General features: G+C 64.9%; 14 protein-coding genes. 8 read left to right on the forward strand and 6 right to left on the reverse strand.

Annotated elements, in window-relative coordinates:
• Positions 1 to 1,496: flagellar basal-body MS-ring/collar protein FliF (gene fliF / locus LQT98_RS15160; protein WP_231463278.1), on the reverse strand; the 1,496-nt coding region annotated here is incomplete at its 3' end.
• Between the two features lie 18 nt (positions 1,497 to 1,514).
• The gene (locus LQT98_RS15165; RefSeq protein ID WP_048407814.1) at positions 1,515 to 1,856 is read right to left on the reverse strand and encodes a flagellar hook-basal body complex protein FliE; all 342 of its coding nucleotides are present in this window, start codon (positions 1,854 to 1,856) and stop codon (positions 1,515 to 1,517) included.
• 477 nt (positions 1,857 to 2,333) lie between these two features.
• Here LQT98_RS15165 and LQT98_RS15170 point away from each other — a divergent pair, with 477 nt between their 5' ends.
• The 8 genes from LQT98_RS15170 (at position 2,334) to LQT98_RS15205 (ending at position 10,504) form a co-directional block, all read left to right on the forward strand.
• Positions 2,334 to 3,197, forward strand: a complete 864-nt coding sequence (locus tag LQT98_RS15170) for a FliM/FliN family flagellar motor switch protein (RefSeq protein WP_048407813.1) — start codon at positions 2,334 to 2,336, stop codon at positions 3,195 to 3,197.
• Between the two features lie 31 nt (positions 3,198 to 3,228).
• The gene (fliN, locus tag LQT98_RS15175) at positions 3,229 to 3,585 is read left to right on the forward strand and encodes a flagellar motor switch protein FliN (protein WP_048407812.1); all 357 of its coding nucleotides are present in this window, start codon (positions 3,229 to 3,231) and stop codon (positions 3,583 to 3,585) included.
• Positions 3,585 to 4,349: a flagellar type III secretion system pore protein FliP gene (gene fliP, locus LQT98_RS15180; protein ID WP_231463280.1), complete on the forward strand. Its 765-nt coding sequence runs from the start codon at positions 3,585 to 3,587 to the stop codon at positions 4,347 to 4,349. Before fliN ends, fliP begins: the two co-directional genes overlap by 1 nt.
• Positions 4,350 to 4,606: 257 nt before the next feature.
• The gene (fliQ, locus tag LQT98_RS15185) at positions 4,607 to 4,879 is read left to right on the forward strand and encodes a flagellar biosynthesis protein FliQ (protein ID WP_048407810.1); all 273 of its coding nucleotides are present in this window, start codon (positions 4,607 to 4,609) and stop codon (positions 4,877 to 4,879) included.
• 2 nt (positions 4,880 to 4,881) lie between these two features.
• On the forward strand, positions 4,882 to 5,661 hold the full coding sequence (fliR, locus tag LQT98_RS15190) for a flagellar biosynthetic protein FliR (RefSeq protein ID WP_231463283.1): 780 nt from the start codon (positions 4,882 to 4,884) through the stop codon (positions 5,659 to 5,661).
• Positions 5,654 to 6,796 (forward strand): flagellar type III secretion system protein FlhB, encoded by a 1,143-nt coding sequence (gene flhB / locus LQT98_RS15195; RefSeq protein WP_231463285.1) that lies wholly within the window; start codon positions 5,654 to 5,656, stop codon positions 6,794 to 6,796. The genes fliR and flhB overlap by 8 nt, the downstream gene beginning before the upstream one ends.
• Complete coding sequence (locus LQT98_RS15200; RefSeq protein WP_048407807.1) at positions 6,793 to 8,883, forward strand: flagellar biosynthesis protein FlhA; 2,091 nt, start codon at positions 6,793 to 6,795, stop codon at positions 8,881 to 8,883. The genes flhB and LQT98_RS15200 overlap by 4 nt, the downstream gene beginning before the upstream one ends.
• Positions 8,884 to 9,640: 757 nt before the next feature.
• A complete protein-coding gene (locus LQT98_RS15205) occupies positions 9,641 to 10,504 on the forward strand; it encodes a helix-turn-helix domain-containing protein (protein WP_197081330.1) in 864 nt (287 codons plus the stop codon).
• An 84-nt stretch (positions 10,505 to 10,588) separates the two neighbouring features.
• On the opposite strand, the gene LQT98_RS15210 is transcribed toward LQT98_RS15205, so the two are convergent.
• From LQT98_RS15210 to LQT98_RS15225, 4 genes are all read right to left on the reverse strand, one after another.
• Positions 10,589 to 12,391 carry an ATP-binding response regulator gene (locus LQT98_RS15210; protein ID WP_231463287.1) on the reverse strand — a complete coding sequence of 601 codons (1,803 nt, stop codon included), beginning with the start codon at positions 12,389 to 12,391 and terminating at the stop codon, positions 10,589 to 10,591.
• Positions 12,391 to 12,879, reverse strand: a complete 489-nt coding sequence (locus LQT98_RS15215; RefSeq protein ID WP_053074153.1) for a molybdopterin-dependent oxidoreductase — start codon at positions 12,877 to 12,879, stop codon at positions 12,391 to 12,393. The genes LQT98_RS15210 and LQT98_RS15215 overlap by 1 nt, the downstream gene beginning before the upstream one ends.
• Before the next feature lie 173 nt (positions 12,880 to 13,052).
• Positions 13,053 to 13,313 (reverse strand): acyl-CoA-binding protein, encoded by a 261-nt coding sequence (locus LQT98_RS15220; protein ID WP_048407804.1) that lies wholly within the window; start codon positions 13,311 to 13,313, stop codon positions 13,053 to 13,055.
• Between the two features lie 414 nt (positions 13,314 to 13,727).
• A partial coding sequence (locus LQT98_RS15225) for an alkaline phosphatase (protein WP_231463289.1) occupies positions 13,728 to 13,972 on the reverse strand: 245 nt, incomplete at its 5' end.

Genomic DNA, 13,972 nt, shown 5'->3' on the forward strand with positions numbered 1-13,972 from the left:
GCGGACAGCTGCGCCTGGCGCGCGGCGCGCAGATCGGCGCCGTCCATCAGCGGATCGGGCTTGAGTTCCAGCGCTTCCGGCTGCTGGTATTCGCGCAGCTGGCGGTCGGTGAGCTGGCGCAGCATCTTCAGCAGCGGACGCGCCAGCAGCAGGTAGGCCAGCAGCAGGCCGAAGGCGTAGACGGTCCAGCGCGCGGCTTCGAACCAGGTGTCTTGCTGCATCCAGATCGGCTCCGGCTCGGACAGCGCGGAGAAGTTGAGCGTGGACACCGCCAGGGTGTCGCCGCGTTCGGCGTGGATGCCCAGGCCGTTGCGCAGCACCTTGTCGACATTGGCCAGCTCGGCCGGCTTCCAGCCGCCCTTGCTCGGCGCGGCGGACTGGTTCAGCACCACGGCCACGCTCAGGCGGCGCAGCGTGCCGCGCGCTTTCTTGATCTGGGTGACGCTGCGGTCGTAGGCGTATTGGCGAGTGACGGCGTTCTTGCTGTTGCCGGCCTTTTCCGAGGCCGCGCCGGAAGCGTCGGTGTTGATCGGTCGGTTGCTCAAGGAACCGGGCACGCCCAGCGCCATTTTCTCGGTGGAGGTTTCCTCGCGCGAGGCCTCGTTGGTGACCTTGGGCGCCTCGCCGTATTTCTCGCGGGTTTCCTCTACGCGGTCGTTGTCGACGTCGGCGGTGACGCTGACCTTGAAATTGTCCTTGCCCAGCACCGGGGTCAGCAGATCGCGCACGTTTTGCAGCGCTTCCTCGCGGAAGCGGCGCGCGGTGTCGCTCTCATTGCCGCCCAGCATGCCGTCGTCGCTCAGGTCGACGCGCGAGGACAGCAGATTGCCGGCCTGGTCCACCAGGGTGACCTGGGACGGCGACAGCGTGGACACGCTGCCGGCCACCAGCTTGATCACCGCGGCCACTTGCTCGTTGTTCAGCTGCTGGCCGGGCTTGAGGGTGACCACCACCGAGGCCGAACCCTTGTCGTTGGCGGCGCCGACAAAGGACGTGGCGCGCGGCAGCGACAGATGCACCCGCGCGGCGGACACCGGGTCCAAGGCCAGGATGCTTTGCACCAGCTCGCCTTCCAGGCCGCGGCGGAAGCGCACGTCCTGCACGAACTGGCTGACGCCCAATGGGTCGTTCTTGTCCAGCAGCTCCAGGCCGGACGGCAGCTGCGCCACCACGCCCTTCGCCGCCAGCTGCATGCGCACGCGGCCCAGCTGGCTGTCCGGCACCAGCACCTGGCCGGTTTGCGGATGGATGCGATAGGGAATTTTCTCGGCGTCCAGCACCGCCATCATGTCGGCGGCCACCACTTTTTCCTGGGCGCCGAACACCGGCTTGTAGCTGGCGTCGTCGCGCCACAGCCACAGGCTGATCAGCACGGTGACGCCTATGGCCAGCGCGACGATGGGCAGCGCCAGGCGCAGGGATTGTCCGGAGACCGGCCAGCGGCCGCCCAGACGGGTTTGCACGGCCGCGACGCCGCTGCGTAAACGATTCAACACGGGCATGGTCCTCGCGGCTTACAGCTGCATCTTGATCAGGTCGTCCACCGCGCCCACCACCTTATTGCGCACTTGCATCAGCATGGAGAACGACAGACTGGCTTCCTGGCTCATCAGCATCGCGCCGACCAGGTCGTCGCTCTTGCCGCTGTCCACATCGGCCATTTTTTCGGAAGCCAGGCGGTTCTGCGCATCGACGTCGCGGACGGCGGCGCCCATCGCGTCGGAGAAGCTGGCGGCGGAAGCCGGCTCCTCGCTGTGCTGCGGCGGCGCGATCGGCGCATTGCGCGCCATCCCGGCCATTTCGCCGAGCATCTGCCGGCGATCGGCATGAATCATCAAACCCAGGTTGGTCGCCATCGGAAATCCTTGTCGGGCGGTGCCCGTTATTATTGAGTGGCCAAACATGGCCGGTTTCACGTCTGCGGCCCGCGGCCCGGAGGCGGCGAGCGTATCGAAGCGGCAGCCCCGAGATGAGCGGCATGACCATGCCATCATCCTGACGCCAGGATACGAGCGGCGATTTTAAACTTTATGCTTAAACCAACCGCCGTGAATTTTCACAAAGTCTGACGTGAATTTTCCCCCTTTACCCAGCGGCGGCAGCCAGTAAGATGCACACTCCATAAGGTTTAGCCTGCCGTTTGCCTCCGTCCGCGAGCCGCGAATTTAGTACCGCTTAGTACAATTCGCACTCGACGCCGCAGAGGGCCGGCCGGCCTTGATGAACACCAGGCCGCCGCGGTTTAAGCGCCGCGCCCCTGCCGTCGCCCGCGCGCGCCGGCCGGGCGCGCTGAAGCCGGCGGCGCCACGCCCACCCCATCACCGAGTATCGAGATGCCAAGAGCCAGAATCATTTCGCAGCATGACGGCGCCCAACTGCCGGCTCTCGACCTGCGCACGCTGGGACGGCCGTTCCACCTGCTGCCCGTGTTCGGCAAAGCCCTGCAAGAAGAGCTGGCGGATTTCCTGCAGCAGGAACTGAACCGCCGCTACCACGCGCATTTCCACATCCGCGCGCTGCAGCAGGCACAGCCGGCCGCCGACGAGCGCCGCTGGCTGTGGCACGCGCTGGACGGCTGCCAGTTGGGCAGCCATATCGAACGGCCCTTATTGCTGCGCTTGCTGGATTACCGCTTCGGCGCGCCGGCGGCGCAGGCGGACGCCGACGCCGTGCCAGCGGAAACCGAAACCGAGCGCCGTCTGGCGCGCAGCCTGGCGGAACGGCTGCTGCCGCGCCTGCTGCAATGCATTTTACGGCTGGACCGCCAGGCCGGCGGCCTGCCGCCCGGCCCAGCCGACTGCGCGCAACTGCCCTTCGTGCCGCCCGGCACCGGGGTCTGGGAGATCCGCCTGGACATCGGCGACGGCGAGCACGCCATCGGCGCGCTGTGCCTGCAATTGGACGCCACTTGCTTCGAGCGGCTGCTGAAAAACCTGTCCGGCCGCCGCGACAGCGCCGATGCCCAGGCGGCGCCGGCGGAAACCTTCCGCGAGCGGCTGCGGGTGCGGCTGCAAGCGCGGCTGCTGGACCGCGAAATGGCCTTGGGCGACATCATGGACCTGCGCCCCGGCAGCGTGCTGCCAGTGACGCTGCAGGCCAGGAGCGAAGTGCTGGTCGGCGCCTCGCGGCTGTTCGACGCCGATGTGGCCGAGCAGCACGGCAAGCTGTGCCTGACCGGTTTTGTCGCCAGCGAATGACTCTACAAACACAGAACAAGAAGGATTTAGCATGGACTTGAACGACGATTTCGACCTGGGCGGCGTGCTGGACGGCCTGGACGCGCTGGACGGCAAACCGGCGGACGACGCCGCCGCTCCGCGCCGGCAGCCGCGCGACATGACCCAGTTCCTGCGCAAGATCCCGGTGCGGCTGACGCTGGAAGTGGGCGGCGCCGACATCTCGCTGGCCGATCTGGTCAATATCGAGAACGGCTCGGTGGTGGAACTGGACAAGCTGGCCGGCGAACCGCTGGACATCAAGGTCAACGGCACCGTGATCGGCCGCGGCGAGGTGGTGGTGGCCGGCGAGAACTACGGCCTGCGGGTGGTGGAGCTGAACGACCTGGAACTGGACAGCCTGGCCTGATGGAACTCTTGAAGAAGCTGCGCCCCCTGCTGCGACCCAGCCTGCTCGCTGCTGGGCTTTGGGCGCTGGCCGCCGCCTGTCAGGCCGAGCCGCTGAAGCTGCTGTCGGCCAATGCCGGCGGCACCCCGGTGGACTTCACCATCAAGACCCAGATCCTGATCCTGATGACCCTGCTCGGGCTCTTGCCCGTGCTGGTGCTGATGATGACCAGCTTCACCCGCTTCGTCATCGTGCTGTCCCTGCTGCGCCAGGCGCTGGGCCTGCAGCAGGGCCTGCCCAACCGCATCGTCACCGGGGTGGCGCTGATCCTGACCCTGCTGGTGATGCGGCCGGTGGGCCTGGAGGTGTGGAACCAGGCGCTGCAGCCCTTCGATCAAGACAAGATCACCATGCAGCAGGCGCTGGAGATCGCGCAGAAGCCGATCAGCCGCTTCATGCTGGCGCAGACCAGCAAGACCGCGCTGGCGCAGATCGCCAGGCTGTCCGGCGAGGAAAAGATCAGCAATCCGCAGGACCACGCCTTCGCGGTCAAGCTCGCGGCCTTCGTGCTGTCGGAATTGAAGACCGCGTTCCAGATCGGCTGCATGCTGTTCATTCCCTTCCTGGTGATAGACCTGGTGGTGTCCAGCGTGCTGATGGCGATGGGCATGATGATGCTGTCGCCGCTGGTGATTTCGCTGCCGCTCAAGCTGCTGCTGTTCGTGCTGGTGGACGGCTGGTCGCTGACGGTGAACACCCTGGTCACCTCGATACAGGCGTATTGAATTGAGCACAAATTTTTTTGCCACGGAAGCACACGGAAAACACGGAAAATTCAAAATCAATGACTCCATGCCTGTGTTGTGTACGCCTTATGTTCGGCGCTTCGAAAAGCGCTATTCCCTATGCCACGGCGGACATCTATGACAAAGAATTTTGTGTTTTTCTGAATTTGTCCGTGTCTTCCGTGTGCTTCTGTGGCTAAAAAAGTTTTTTACGCTTCCGTGGCTCATTGATCATCTTGACTAACTAACAGGCGTTTATGCTCACTCCCGACATTGCCGTCGACATCGTCAACGACAGCCTGCGCGTCGTCGTCACCCTGGTGGTGCTGCTGATCCTGCCCAGCCTGATCGTCGGCGTCATCGTCAGCCTGATCCAGGCCGCCACCCAGATCAACGAGCAAACGCTGTCCTTCCTGCCGCGGCTGCTGGTGACCCTGCTGACCATCGCCGTCGCCGGCCACTGGATCACCGGCTTCCTGATGGACTTCTGCGTGGCGATGTTCCAGCGCGCCGCCGGCCTGGTCGGATAGCCGTGACCGGCCTCTACGCCCAGCTGCTGGACTTGATCCCGGCGTTCTGGTGGCCGTTTTGCCGGCTGATGGCCGCCTTCAGCGTCGCGCCCTTCATCGGCGAGGGCATGGTGCCGGTGCGGGTGCGCATCGGCCTGGCGCTGGCGCTGTCCGCCGCCACGCTGCCGGCCACCCTGCCGCTGCCCAAGCTGGACCTGTTCTCGCTGGCCGGCGTCGCCGCCAGCATCGAGCAGGCGGTGATAGGCCTGATCTTCGGCCTCGCCTTCCAGCTGGTGCTGGCGGTGCTGGCCGTGCTCGGCTTCCTGGTGTCCTCGCAGATGGCGCTGTCGATGGCGGTGATGAACGACCCCGGCAACGGCAACTCTTCCGATGTGGTGTCCAGCCTGCTCTACCTGCTGGGCGCCATGGTGTTCTTCGCGCTGGACGGCCATTTGCTGCTGATCCAGGTGGTTTACGCCAGTTTCCAGGCCTGGCCGGTGGGCGGCGGCGTGCCGGCCGCCTCGCTGTCCATGTTGGCCGGCGGCGTGGCCTGGGTCTTGTCCGCCGCCATGCTGCTGGCGCTGCCGGCGGTGTTCGCCACCTTCGTGGTGCAGGCCGGCATCGGCATGATCAACCGGGTGGCGCCGTCGCTGAACCTGTTCTCGCTGGGCTTCCCGCTGATCACCCTGTTCGGCCTGGGCACGCTGGGCCTGATCGCCCGCTTCATCCCGCAGCAATACCTGAACCTGAATGAACAGATGCTGCGCCTGCTGGGCGGCATGCTGAGGGCCGGCCATGGCTGAGGGGCGCGGCGGCGATAAAACCGAAAAGGCCACGCCGCACAAGCTGCGGCAAGCGCGCAAGCAGGGCCAGGTGCCGCGCTCGCGCGATCTGGCCGCCGCGCTGGGCCTGCTGCTGGCGCTGAAGCTGGCGTTCTGGCTGATGCCGCAGTGGCTGGACGAGTTCCGCCAGCTGTTCGCGCTGGCTTTCGCCCCGCTCGCCGGCAACGGCGCGCTGGACAATAGCTGGTCCAAGCTGTTTGGCGGTACCTTGCTGCTGCTGGTCAAGATGGTGCTGCCGCTGGCGGTGATTCCGCTGTGCGTGATCGTGGTATCCCTCTATCCCGGCGGCTGGATCTTCAGCCTCAACCATCTGCAGCCCAAGCTGGAGCGCTTCAACCCGCTGGCCCACTTCGGCCGCATCGCCTCGGCGCGCCACGCCAGCGAGATCGGCAAATCCATCGCCAAGGCCTTGCTGCTGGGCTGGGTGCTGTACCGGCTGAGCCAGAGCGCGCTGGAGGATTTCTTCGCCTTGCAGGGCGCGCCCTTCGCCACCTCTCTCGCCGGCAGCGCCGAATTGCTGATCAACGCGCTGCTGAGCCTGACCGCGGTGTTCATGCTGTTCGCGCTGATCGACCTGCCCTTGCAGATCCTACTGTTCATGAAGCAGCAGAAGATGAGCAAGCAGGAGGTCAAGGAAGAGTACAAGAGCACCGAGGGCCGGCCGGAGATCAAGCAGCGCATCCGCCAGATCCAGATGCAGATGGCCCAGCGCGGCGTGCGCAAGGCGGTGCCCACCGCCGACGTGGTCATCGTCAACCCCGAGCACTACGCGGTGGCGTTGAAATACGATGAGGAGCGCGCCGAAGCGCCCTTCATCATCGCCAAGGGCCTGGACGAGATGGCGCTCTACATCCGCCAGGTGGCGCAGGAGCACCAGGTGGACGTCGTGCCGCTGCCGCCGCTGGCGCGCGCCGTCTACCACACCACCCAGGTCAACCAGCAGATTCCCGCGCCGCTGTACCGAGCGGTGGCGCAAGTCCTGACCTATGTCATGCAACTCAAGGCCTTCCGCAACGGATCGCGCCGCAGCCAGCCGCGGCTGCCGGACGATTTGCCGATCCCGCGCGACATGGCCGATCCCAGAACCGCATCATGAACGCTTTCACTCGACTGCTGGCCGACATCGGCCGCCACAAGATCGCCGCCCCGCTGTTTTTGCTGGCCATACTGGCCATGGTGATGCTGCCGCTGCCGCCGCTGGCGCTGGACATGCTGTTCACCTTCAACATCGTGCTGGCCATCATCGTCATCCTGGTCAGCGTCTCCGCCAAGCGGCCGCTGGACTTCTCCGCCTTCCCCACCATCATCCTGGCCACCACCCTGCTGCGGCTGTCGCTGAACGTGGCGTCCACCCGGGTGGTGCTGCTGCACGGCCATGAGGGCACCCACGCCGCCGGCCGGGTGATCGAGGCCTTCGGCCAGGTGGTGATAGGCGGCAACTTCGTCGTCGGCATGGTGGTGTTCGTCATCCTGATGATCATCAACTTCATGGTGGTGACCAAGGGCGCGGAACGGATCTCGGAAGTGTCCGCCCGCTTCACCCTGGACGCGCTGCCCGGCAAGCAGATGGCCATCGACGCCGACCTCAACGCCGGCCTGATCAACCAGGAGCAGGCGCAGCAGCGCCGCCGCGACATCGCCACCGAAGCCGATTTCTACGGCGCGATGGACGGCGCGTCCAAATTCGTGCGCGGCGACGCCATCGCCGGCATCCTGATCCTGATCATCAATCTGTTCGGCGGCGTGGCCATCGGCGCGCTGATGCACGGCCTGTCCGCCGGCGACGCCTTCCGCCAGTACGCGCTGATGACCATAGGCGACGGCCTGGTCGCGCAGATTCCGGCCCTGCTGCTGTCCGCCGCCGCCGCCATCATCGTCACCCGCATCAGCGACGACGGCGATATGCAGGAGCAAGTGGGCAAGCAGATGCTGGCCTCCCCCACCGTGCTGATGAGCGCCGCCGGCATGATGCTGGTGCTGGCCGCCATCCCCGGCATGCCCTGGCCCACCTTCCTCGGCTTCGCGCTGCTGCTGGGCTTCGTCGCCTGGCGGCTGCACCAGCGCCAGCAGACGCTGCCGAACCAGCCGGACCCGGCGCTGGCGAAAAGCGCGCTGGCCGGCGACGCCGACATCGAACTGGAATGGGGCGCGCTGCCCTATGTCGACACCCTGGGCATCAATCTGGGCTACAAGCTGGTGTCGCTGCTGGACAAGAGTCAGGGCGCGCCGCTGGCCAAGCGCGTGCGCGGCGTGCGCCAGAGCCTGAGCGAAAGCCTGGGCGTGCTGATGCCGACGGTAAGCCTGCGCGACGACTTGCGCCTAAAGCCCTCGCAATACGCCATCCTGCTCAGCGGCAACACCGTGGCCGAGGGCGAGGTCTACGCCGACCGCTTGATGGCGATCCCGTCGCCGGAGCTGTACGGCGAGGTGGACGGCATGCCCGGCGTGGACCCGGCCTATGCGATGCCGGTGACCTGGATCCAGCCCGAGGACAAGAGCAAGGCCTTGGGCCTGGGTTACCAGGTGGTGGACTGCGCCAGCGTGGTGGCCACCCATCTGAACAAGGTGATGCGCGAGCACCTGGCCGAGCTGTTCCGCCACGACGACGTGACTGCGCTGGGCGAACGGCTGTCGGCGCTGGCGCCCAAGCTCGCCTCCGCGCTGAACCAGGCGCTGCCGGCGCCGCTGCAGCTCAAGGCCTACCGCCAGCTGCTGACCGACAATGTGTCGCTGAAGGACATCGTCCCCATCGCCAACGCCCTGCTGGACGCCAGCGAGAGCAGCAAGGACCCCATCATGCTGGCGGCCGAGGTGCGCTGCGCGCTGAAACGCCAGATCGTGCAATCCATCCTGGGGCCGCGCGGCGAAATGAAGGCCTTCAATCTGTCCGCCGATCTGGAAAACCTGCTGCTGGGCGCGCTGAGCCAGGCGCAGCAAACCGGCAAGCCTCAGCTGGACAGCTTCCCCATCGACCCCAATGTGCTGCAGCAGTTGCAGGCGAATATGCCGGTGGTGCGCGACCAGATGAAACAGTTGGGCCACGCGCCCATTCTGCTGGTGATGCCGCAGATCCGCCCGCTGCTGGCGCGCTACGCGCGCTTGTTCGCGCCCGGCCTGCACGTGCTGTCCTACAACGAGGTGCCGGAGACGCGCGAGGTCAGCCTGACCGGCACCCTGGGCTAAGAACCAGTTCATGATCTGCTGCGCGTCGCGAAGCGTTCACGGTGAGTACGAGCTCAAAATGCTCATGTACCACGGGTACATTCCGCTTTCTCAGCCGCAACGCCTTGTCTCGCTCTTGCTCGCGAGACTTTGAACAGGTTCTTAGCCCGCTTCGTCCCGGCGCGGCCGCGCCGGGACTGGTTTCGCATTGGATGCGAAGCCCTTCTCCTCTTGCCTCCTCGCCGCCGGCACCCGCCCGCTTTACCGACACATAGAGATTTCCTCAAAGCAATCATCGCATTAAGTACAATTCACTCTTCAGACGCATCCATCCATTTATCTCGCGCAGCAAAGACTCTGTACCAAGGAACAGGTTTCAAGCTGTATGCATGAATCTAGAATGGAAGCCTTTTTTGCGTTTTAAGCGAAAATTTTTCGCACATTTTGCAAATTTTGACTAATAATCGGCTGACAGCCTGGCAATGATTTCGTACCCGGATGGCATGCCGCAACCGGCAAGCCCCGGCCCTGCCCGGAAGGCCACCCGCCGCCCGTGCGCCGGCAGCGATAATCATTGAACAAGACATAAAAAGCGCCCGTCCATTGCCCGGGACGCGCGCAGATAAGAGCCGCCAAGCAAACCTGGCAGAGAACCTGAGGCAAGGCGCGCTGACGCGGACAGTACCTCCCGCGCCGCAAGTCAGCGCAGCATCAAGGGTTTGCTTGATGGCGAATAAGAAACGACCCCGAATAGTCGCCCTACTTAGAAGACATGCAAATGACACAGAATAAGCCAACGACTGAAATCATCAATGCCAATATCCGGACCCATCTGGAACAGCGCGGCCTGGCGGAATCGCAGCAGGTCAGCTTGATCGAGGAAGTGCTGGGCCTGAGCGCGTCGCAAACCTACCGCAAGCTCAACGGCAGCAGCCAATGGCAGCTGGGCCAGTTGGAAAAGCTGGCGCAATACCTGGGCCTCCCCACTTCGGAACTGCTGGTGTCGCAGGACAACCGCCGGCCGGTGCGGGTGCCGGACGCCGATCTGATCCCGGCCATCCTGCACCTGACCGACCACACCGAGGAAGCCCATTGCTGGATACAGCTGGGCGACGTGGTGCAGGACGATTCGATCTCCCCGCTGTTGCTGGCGCGCCGCCAGGGCGACAGCTGGCACGTGTATCCGGGCAGCCACGACCGCTGCATCAACGGCCACGAAGTCACTTACCTGGCGGTGCAGCCGCCCAAGCGCGCCAATAACAAGCGCCTGCTGGTGGCGGTGCTGGACGATATGGACGCCGACATCCTGGCCGCGGTGCTGGTGCGCCAGGGCCTGTTCGCCCTGCCCTATGAATCGCCGTCCGAACTGCTGGCCGCGCTGCCGAACGAAGAGTTCGACGCCTTCGTGCTGGACTGGGTGCTGGGCGACGACGATTGCATGAAGGTGATAGAAACCATACGCCAGCGCTCGGCCACCGTGCCCATCATCGTGCTGACCGGCCACGCGGAAGAATACGAATCCGCCTTGCAACAAGCCTTGCGCATCCAGGGCGTCTACTACATCGGCAAGCCGACGCCGGGTTCCATCCTGGCGCTGCAGATCACCAATGTAGTGACCGCGGCCCACGATCTGGAAGTCTGAGCAAACCGGCTCCAGCCTCCGCGCGACATGAAAAAGCCCTGGATTCCCCAGGGCTTTTTTCATTCCGGCCATGCTACGCCGCGTTCAGCCGCGCTTGGTCACCGCCTCCAGCATGCGCCGCAGCTGGCCGGCGTCGAAGGGCTTGGCCAGGATGCCGGCGAAACGCCGCGCGCGCGGGTCCTGGAAGGCTTCCGGGTAGGCGCTCATGCCGACGATGGAGGTGTGCGCGCCGCGCTGGCCGTTCCAGGCCTGCTCCGCCACCTGATAGCCGCTGTCCGCGCCCAGATGCATGTCCAGCAGCACGGTGTCGAAATCGGCGTGCTGCAGCGCCTGCGCCGCCAGCGCCGCCGTCTCCGCGGTGGCCACCTGATAGCCGTCGCGCTGCAGCAGCTCCGCCAGGGTGTCGCGGATATCGGCGTCGTCGTCGACGATCAAGACCGATTGCGGGCCGGGCGCGTCCAGCGTCTGCACCGGCAACCGCACCGTGAAACATGAACCCTGGCCCTCGGCGCTGTCCAGCTCGATGCAGCCGCCAAACAGATTGACCAGTTCCTTGACGATGGACAGGCCCAGGCCGCAGCTGCCTGCGCGGCGGTGCTTGCCCTGGATGAAGGGCTGGAAGATGCGCTGCTGCTGCTCCGGCGGAATGCCGATGCCGGTGTCGCGCACCTGCAGCATCAGCTCATGGTGGCCGGTGGCGCGCAGGCAGCTGACATTGACCGTCACCCCGCCCTGATCGGTGTAACGGATGGCGTTGGACACCAGATTGCCCACCACCTGACGCAGCCTGACCTCGTCCAGCAGCACCTTCTCCGGCAAGGGGCCGGCCTGATAGCTCAGGGTCAGCCCCTTGGCGTCGGCCAGCGGCCGCATCACGTCCATGGTGGCTTGCAGCACCTCGGCCAGCGGCATAGGCTGCGGATTCATCCGCAGCTTCATATTGCGGATGGCGCTGATGTCCATGATGTCGTGCACCTGGGCCGACAGATGCGACACGCTGGTCTTCAGGCGCTGCACCGCGGTGCGCGCCGTCTTGTCGCCATCCGCCACCGGCTCCAGCAATTCGATGCACACCTGCATCGATTGCAGCGGCGAGCGGATCTCGTGGCTCAGCGTGGCCAGGAAGGTGGTGCGGTCCAGCTCCATCGCCACCGTGGCCTGATGCGCGGACTGTTCCTTCTCCAGCAAGGCCTGCTTGGCGCTGGCCAGACGCTTGACCGAGCTGTAGCGCGACAACAGCAGGATCACCGCGCAGATCACGCCCCACAACACTGATTGCAGATAGAGCACATTGCTGCGCTGGCGGTCCAGATCCTCCAGGCGCTCGGTGCGGCTCTTGACCTCGGCCACCCGCGCCTCCACGGCGAAGGCCATCAGTTGCGGCCGCAGCAGATCGATGCGCTCCAGCAGCGCCGGCACCGCAGCCGGCGACGGATGGCCGAAGCCCGGATCGGTGAACAGTTGCTGATAATCCGCCACCAGGGTGTCGAAACCCTTCACCTGGCGCAGCAGCATCTGCACGCGCACCGGCGCCGGTTCAGAGAATACGTGGAAGCGGCTGCTGGCCACCTCCAGCCGTCGGGTCAATTCCTCGTTATTGATGCGGCCGGCCTGGAAAGCCACCAGCGCAGACTTGGCGCGCTCCATCTCCAACTGGAATTGCGCCACCGACCAATACAGGTCTTCGCTGCTATTGGCCACCGAATTGCCCTTGCCCACCTGGCTGATGCTGTAATACATGCCGCCGGCGGCGGTGATCAGCACCAGCAGGCCCACCCACAGCATGCGCCGGCCTTCCGGCCAGCCGCCCCAGCCGGATGCCAGCTGCCGCAGACGTCCGACCCAGGCCGACTTGGCGCCTTCCTGCGCCCGATCTTGCTTGTCCATCAGTTCACCACCAGGCCATCGATCTGCCAGATCAACTTGGCGTCCAGCGCCGGCCCCTTGGCCGAATCCGGCATCTGCTCCAATGGATACATCAACCACAGCGGGCCGTAACGGGCCACGTTCATCGGCTGTTGATTGAAGCGGCGCGCCAGGATGGCGCGGTACTTGACCAGTTCGCTGACAGGGATCGAATAGGTGTAGTCATTGAGGGCGACGAACTGGGCCTGATGCCCGTAAGCGCCCACCTTGTTGAGAATGTCGCGCACCAATGGCCCGCTGAAAGTGGCCTTGGGCGTCCAGCTGGTGGCGGTGACCAGCGAGGTCTGCGGCAAGGCCATCAGTGCGCTTTCGCGGAATTCATACACCCCGCGCGCCGGATCGGTGTAATGGCTGATTTTGCCCGACACCACCAGCAGCACCGGGTCGTCGCCCGCCCGGCATGCTTGCGCCAGCAGCGCGAAAACCAGCAAGCAAAAGACTTTCTTCATCTTGGCAAACGCTTCATTGATTGAAAAACCCTAGCGCCACGCGCTGCGTCGCGGCGAACCGCGACGGACAACTAAAAAAAATCGGCACGCGCTGCCGGTGCCGGTTTGCCGCGCCGCAGGCGGAGCCGCCCGACGGGCAGTCCGCCAGGGCGGCCGGGGTCCGAACCGCCGGATCAGTCTTCCAGCAGGCGCTTCACCACATCCACGTACTCCTGCATCGCTTCGTCGCCGCCCTTGCCCTTCAGCTTTTCCCAGGCATCGAACTTGGCGCGATTGATGAAATCCATCATGCCCGGACGCTCGCCGGCGGCGTCGCCTTCGGTCGCCTGCTTGAACAAGGCGTACAGCTGCAGCAGCGTCTGGTTGTCCGGGCGCTCGGACAGGGTCTTGACATCGGCCTGAGCCTGGGTGAACAGCGTCTGCAAATCAGACATGGCAATTCCTTTGTGAAAACCGGGACCTTTTCATGTCCCTGGTAAGATGTTAGCCACCGGCACCATGCCGGAAAGCGGAATTTACCATGAACCCGCGCCGCGGTCAGCCCGGGCGCTGGCGCGCTCCTCACCTGTTTACGTTCTCGCGAGCTAAGCGAGACAAGACGTTGCGGCGGAGCAAGCGGAATGCATGACTGGCACATGAACATTTCGAAGCAGTACGCACCGTGGTACGCCGCACCGAGCGCAGCAGACTTTGACCAGGTTCTCAGAACGTGTTTACGATCTCGCGAGACAAGGCGAGACAAGGCGAAAACGAGCGAAAAAGCGGAATGTACACGTGGTACATGAGCATTTTGAGCTGGTACTCACCGTGCAACGCTTCACGACGCGCAGCAGATCGTAAACAGGTTCTTACAGGCCCAGCGCGCTTTTCACCAGGCCAAACACCTTGGTGTTGTCCATCACGCCCTTGAAGCCCTTGGAGCCGGCGCCGCTGGACATCAGCATCACGTCGCCGCCGCCATGGGTTTCGCTGGACAGGCGCACGCCGGTTTCTTGCTGGTAGTCGTCGCCCATCGCGGTGGCGGAGTCCACCGACACGCGGCTGGCCTTGCGGTTGGGGCCGTTGCCGAACACCAGCGCGGTATAGGTGGCGC

The sequence above is a fragment of the Chromobacterium aquaticum genome (assembly GCF_021129195.1).
Lineage (GTDB): Bacteria > Pseudomonadota > Gammaproteobacteria > Burkholderiales > Chromobacteriaceae > Chromobacterium > Chromobacterium aquaticum.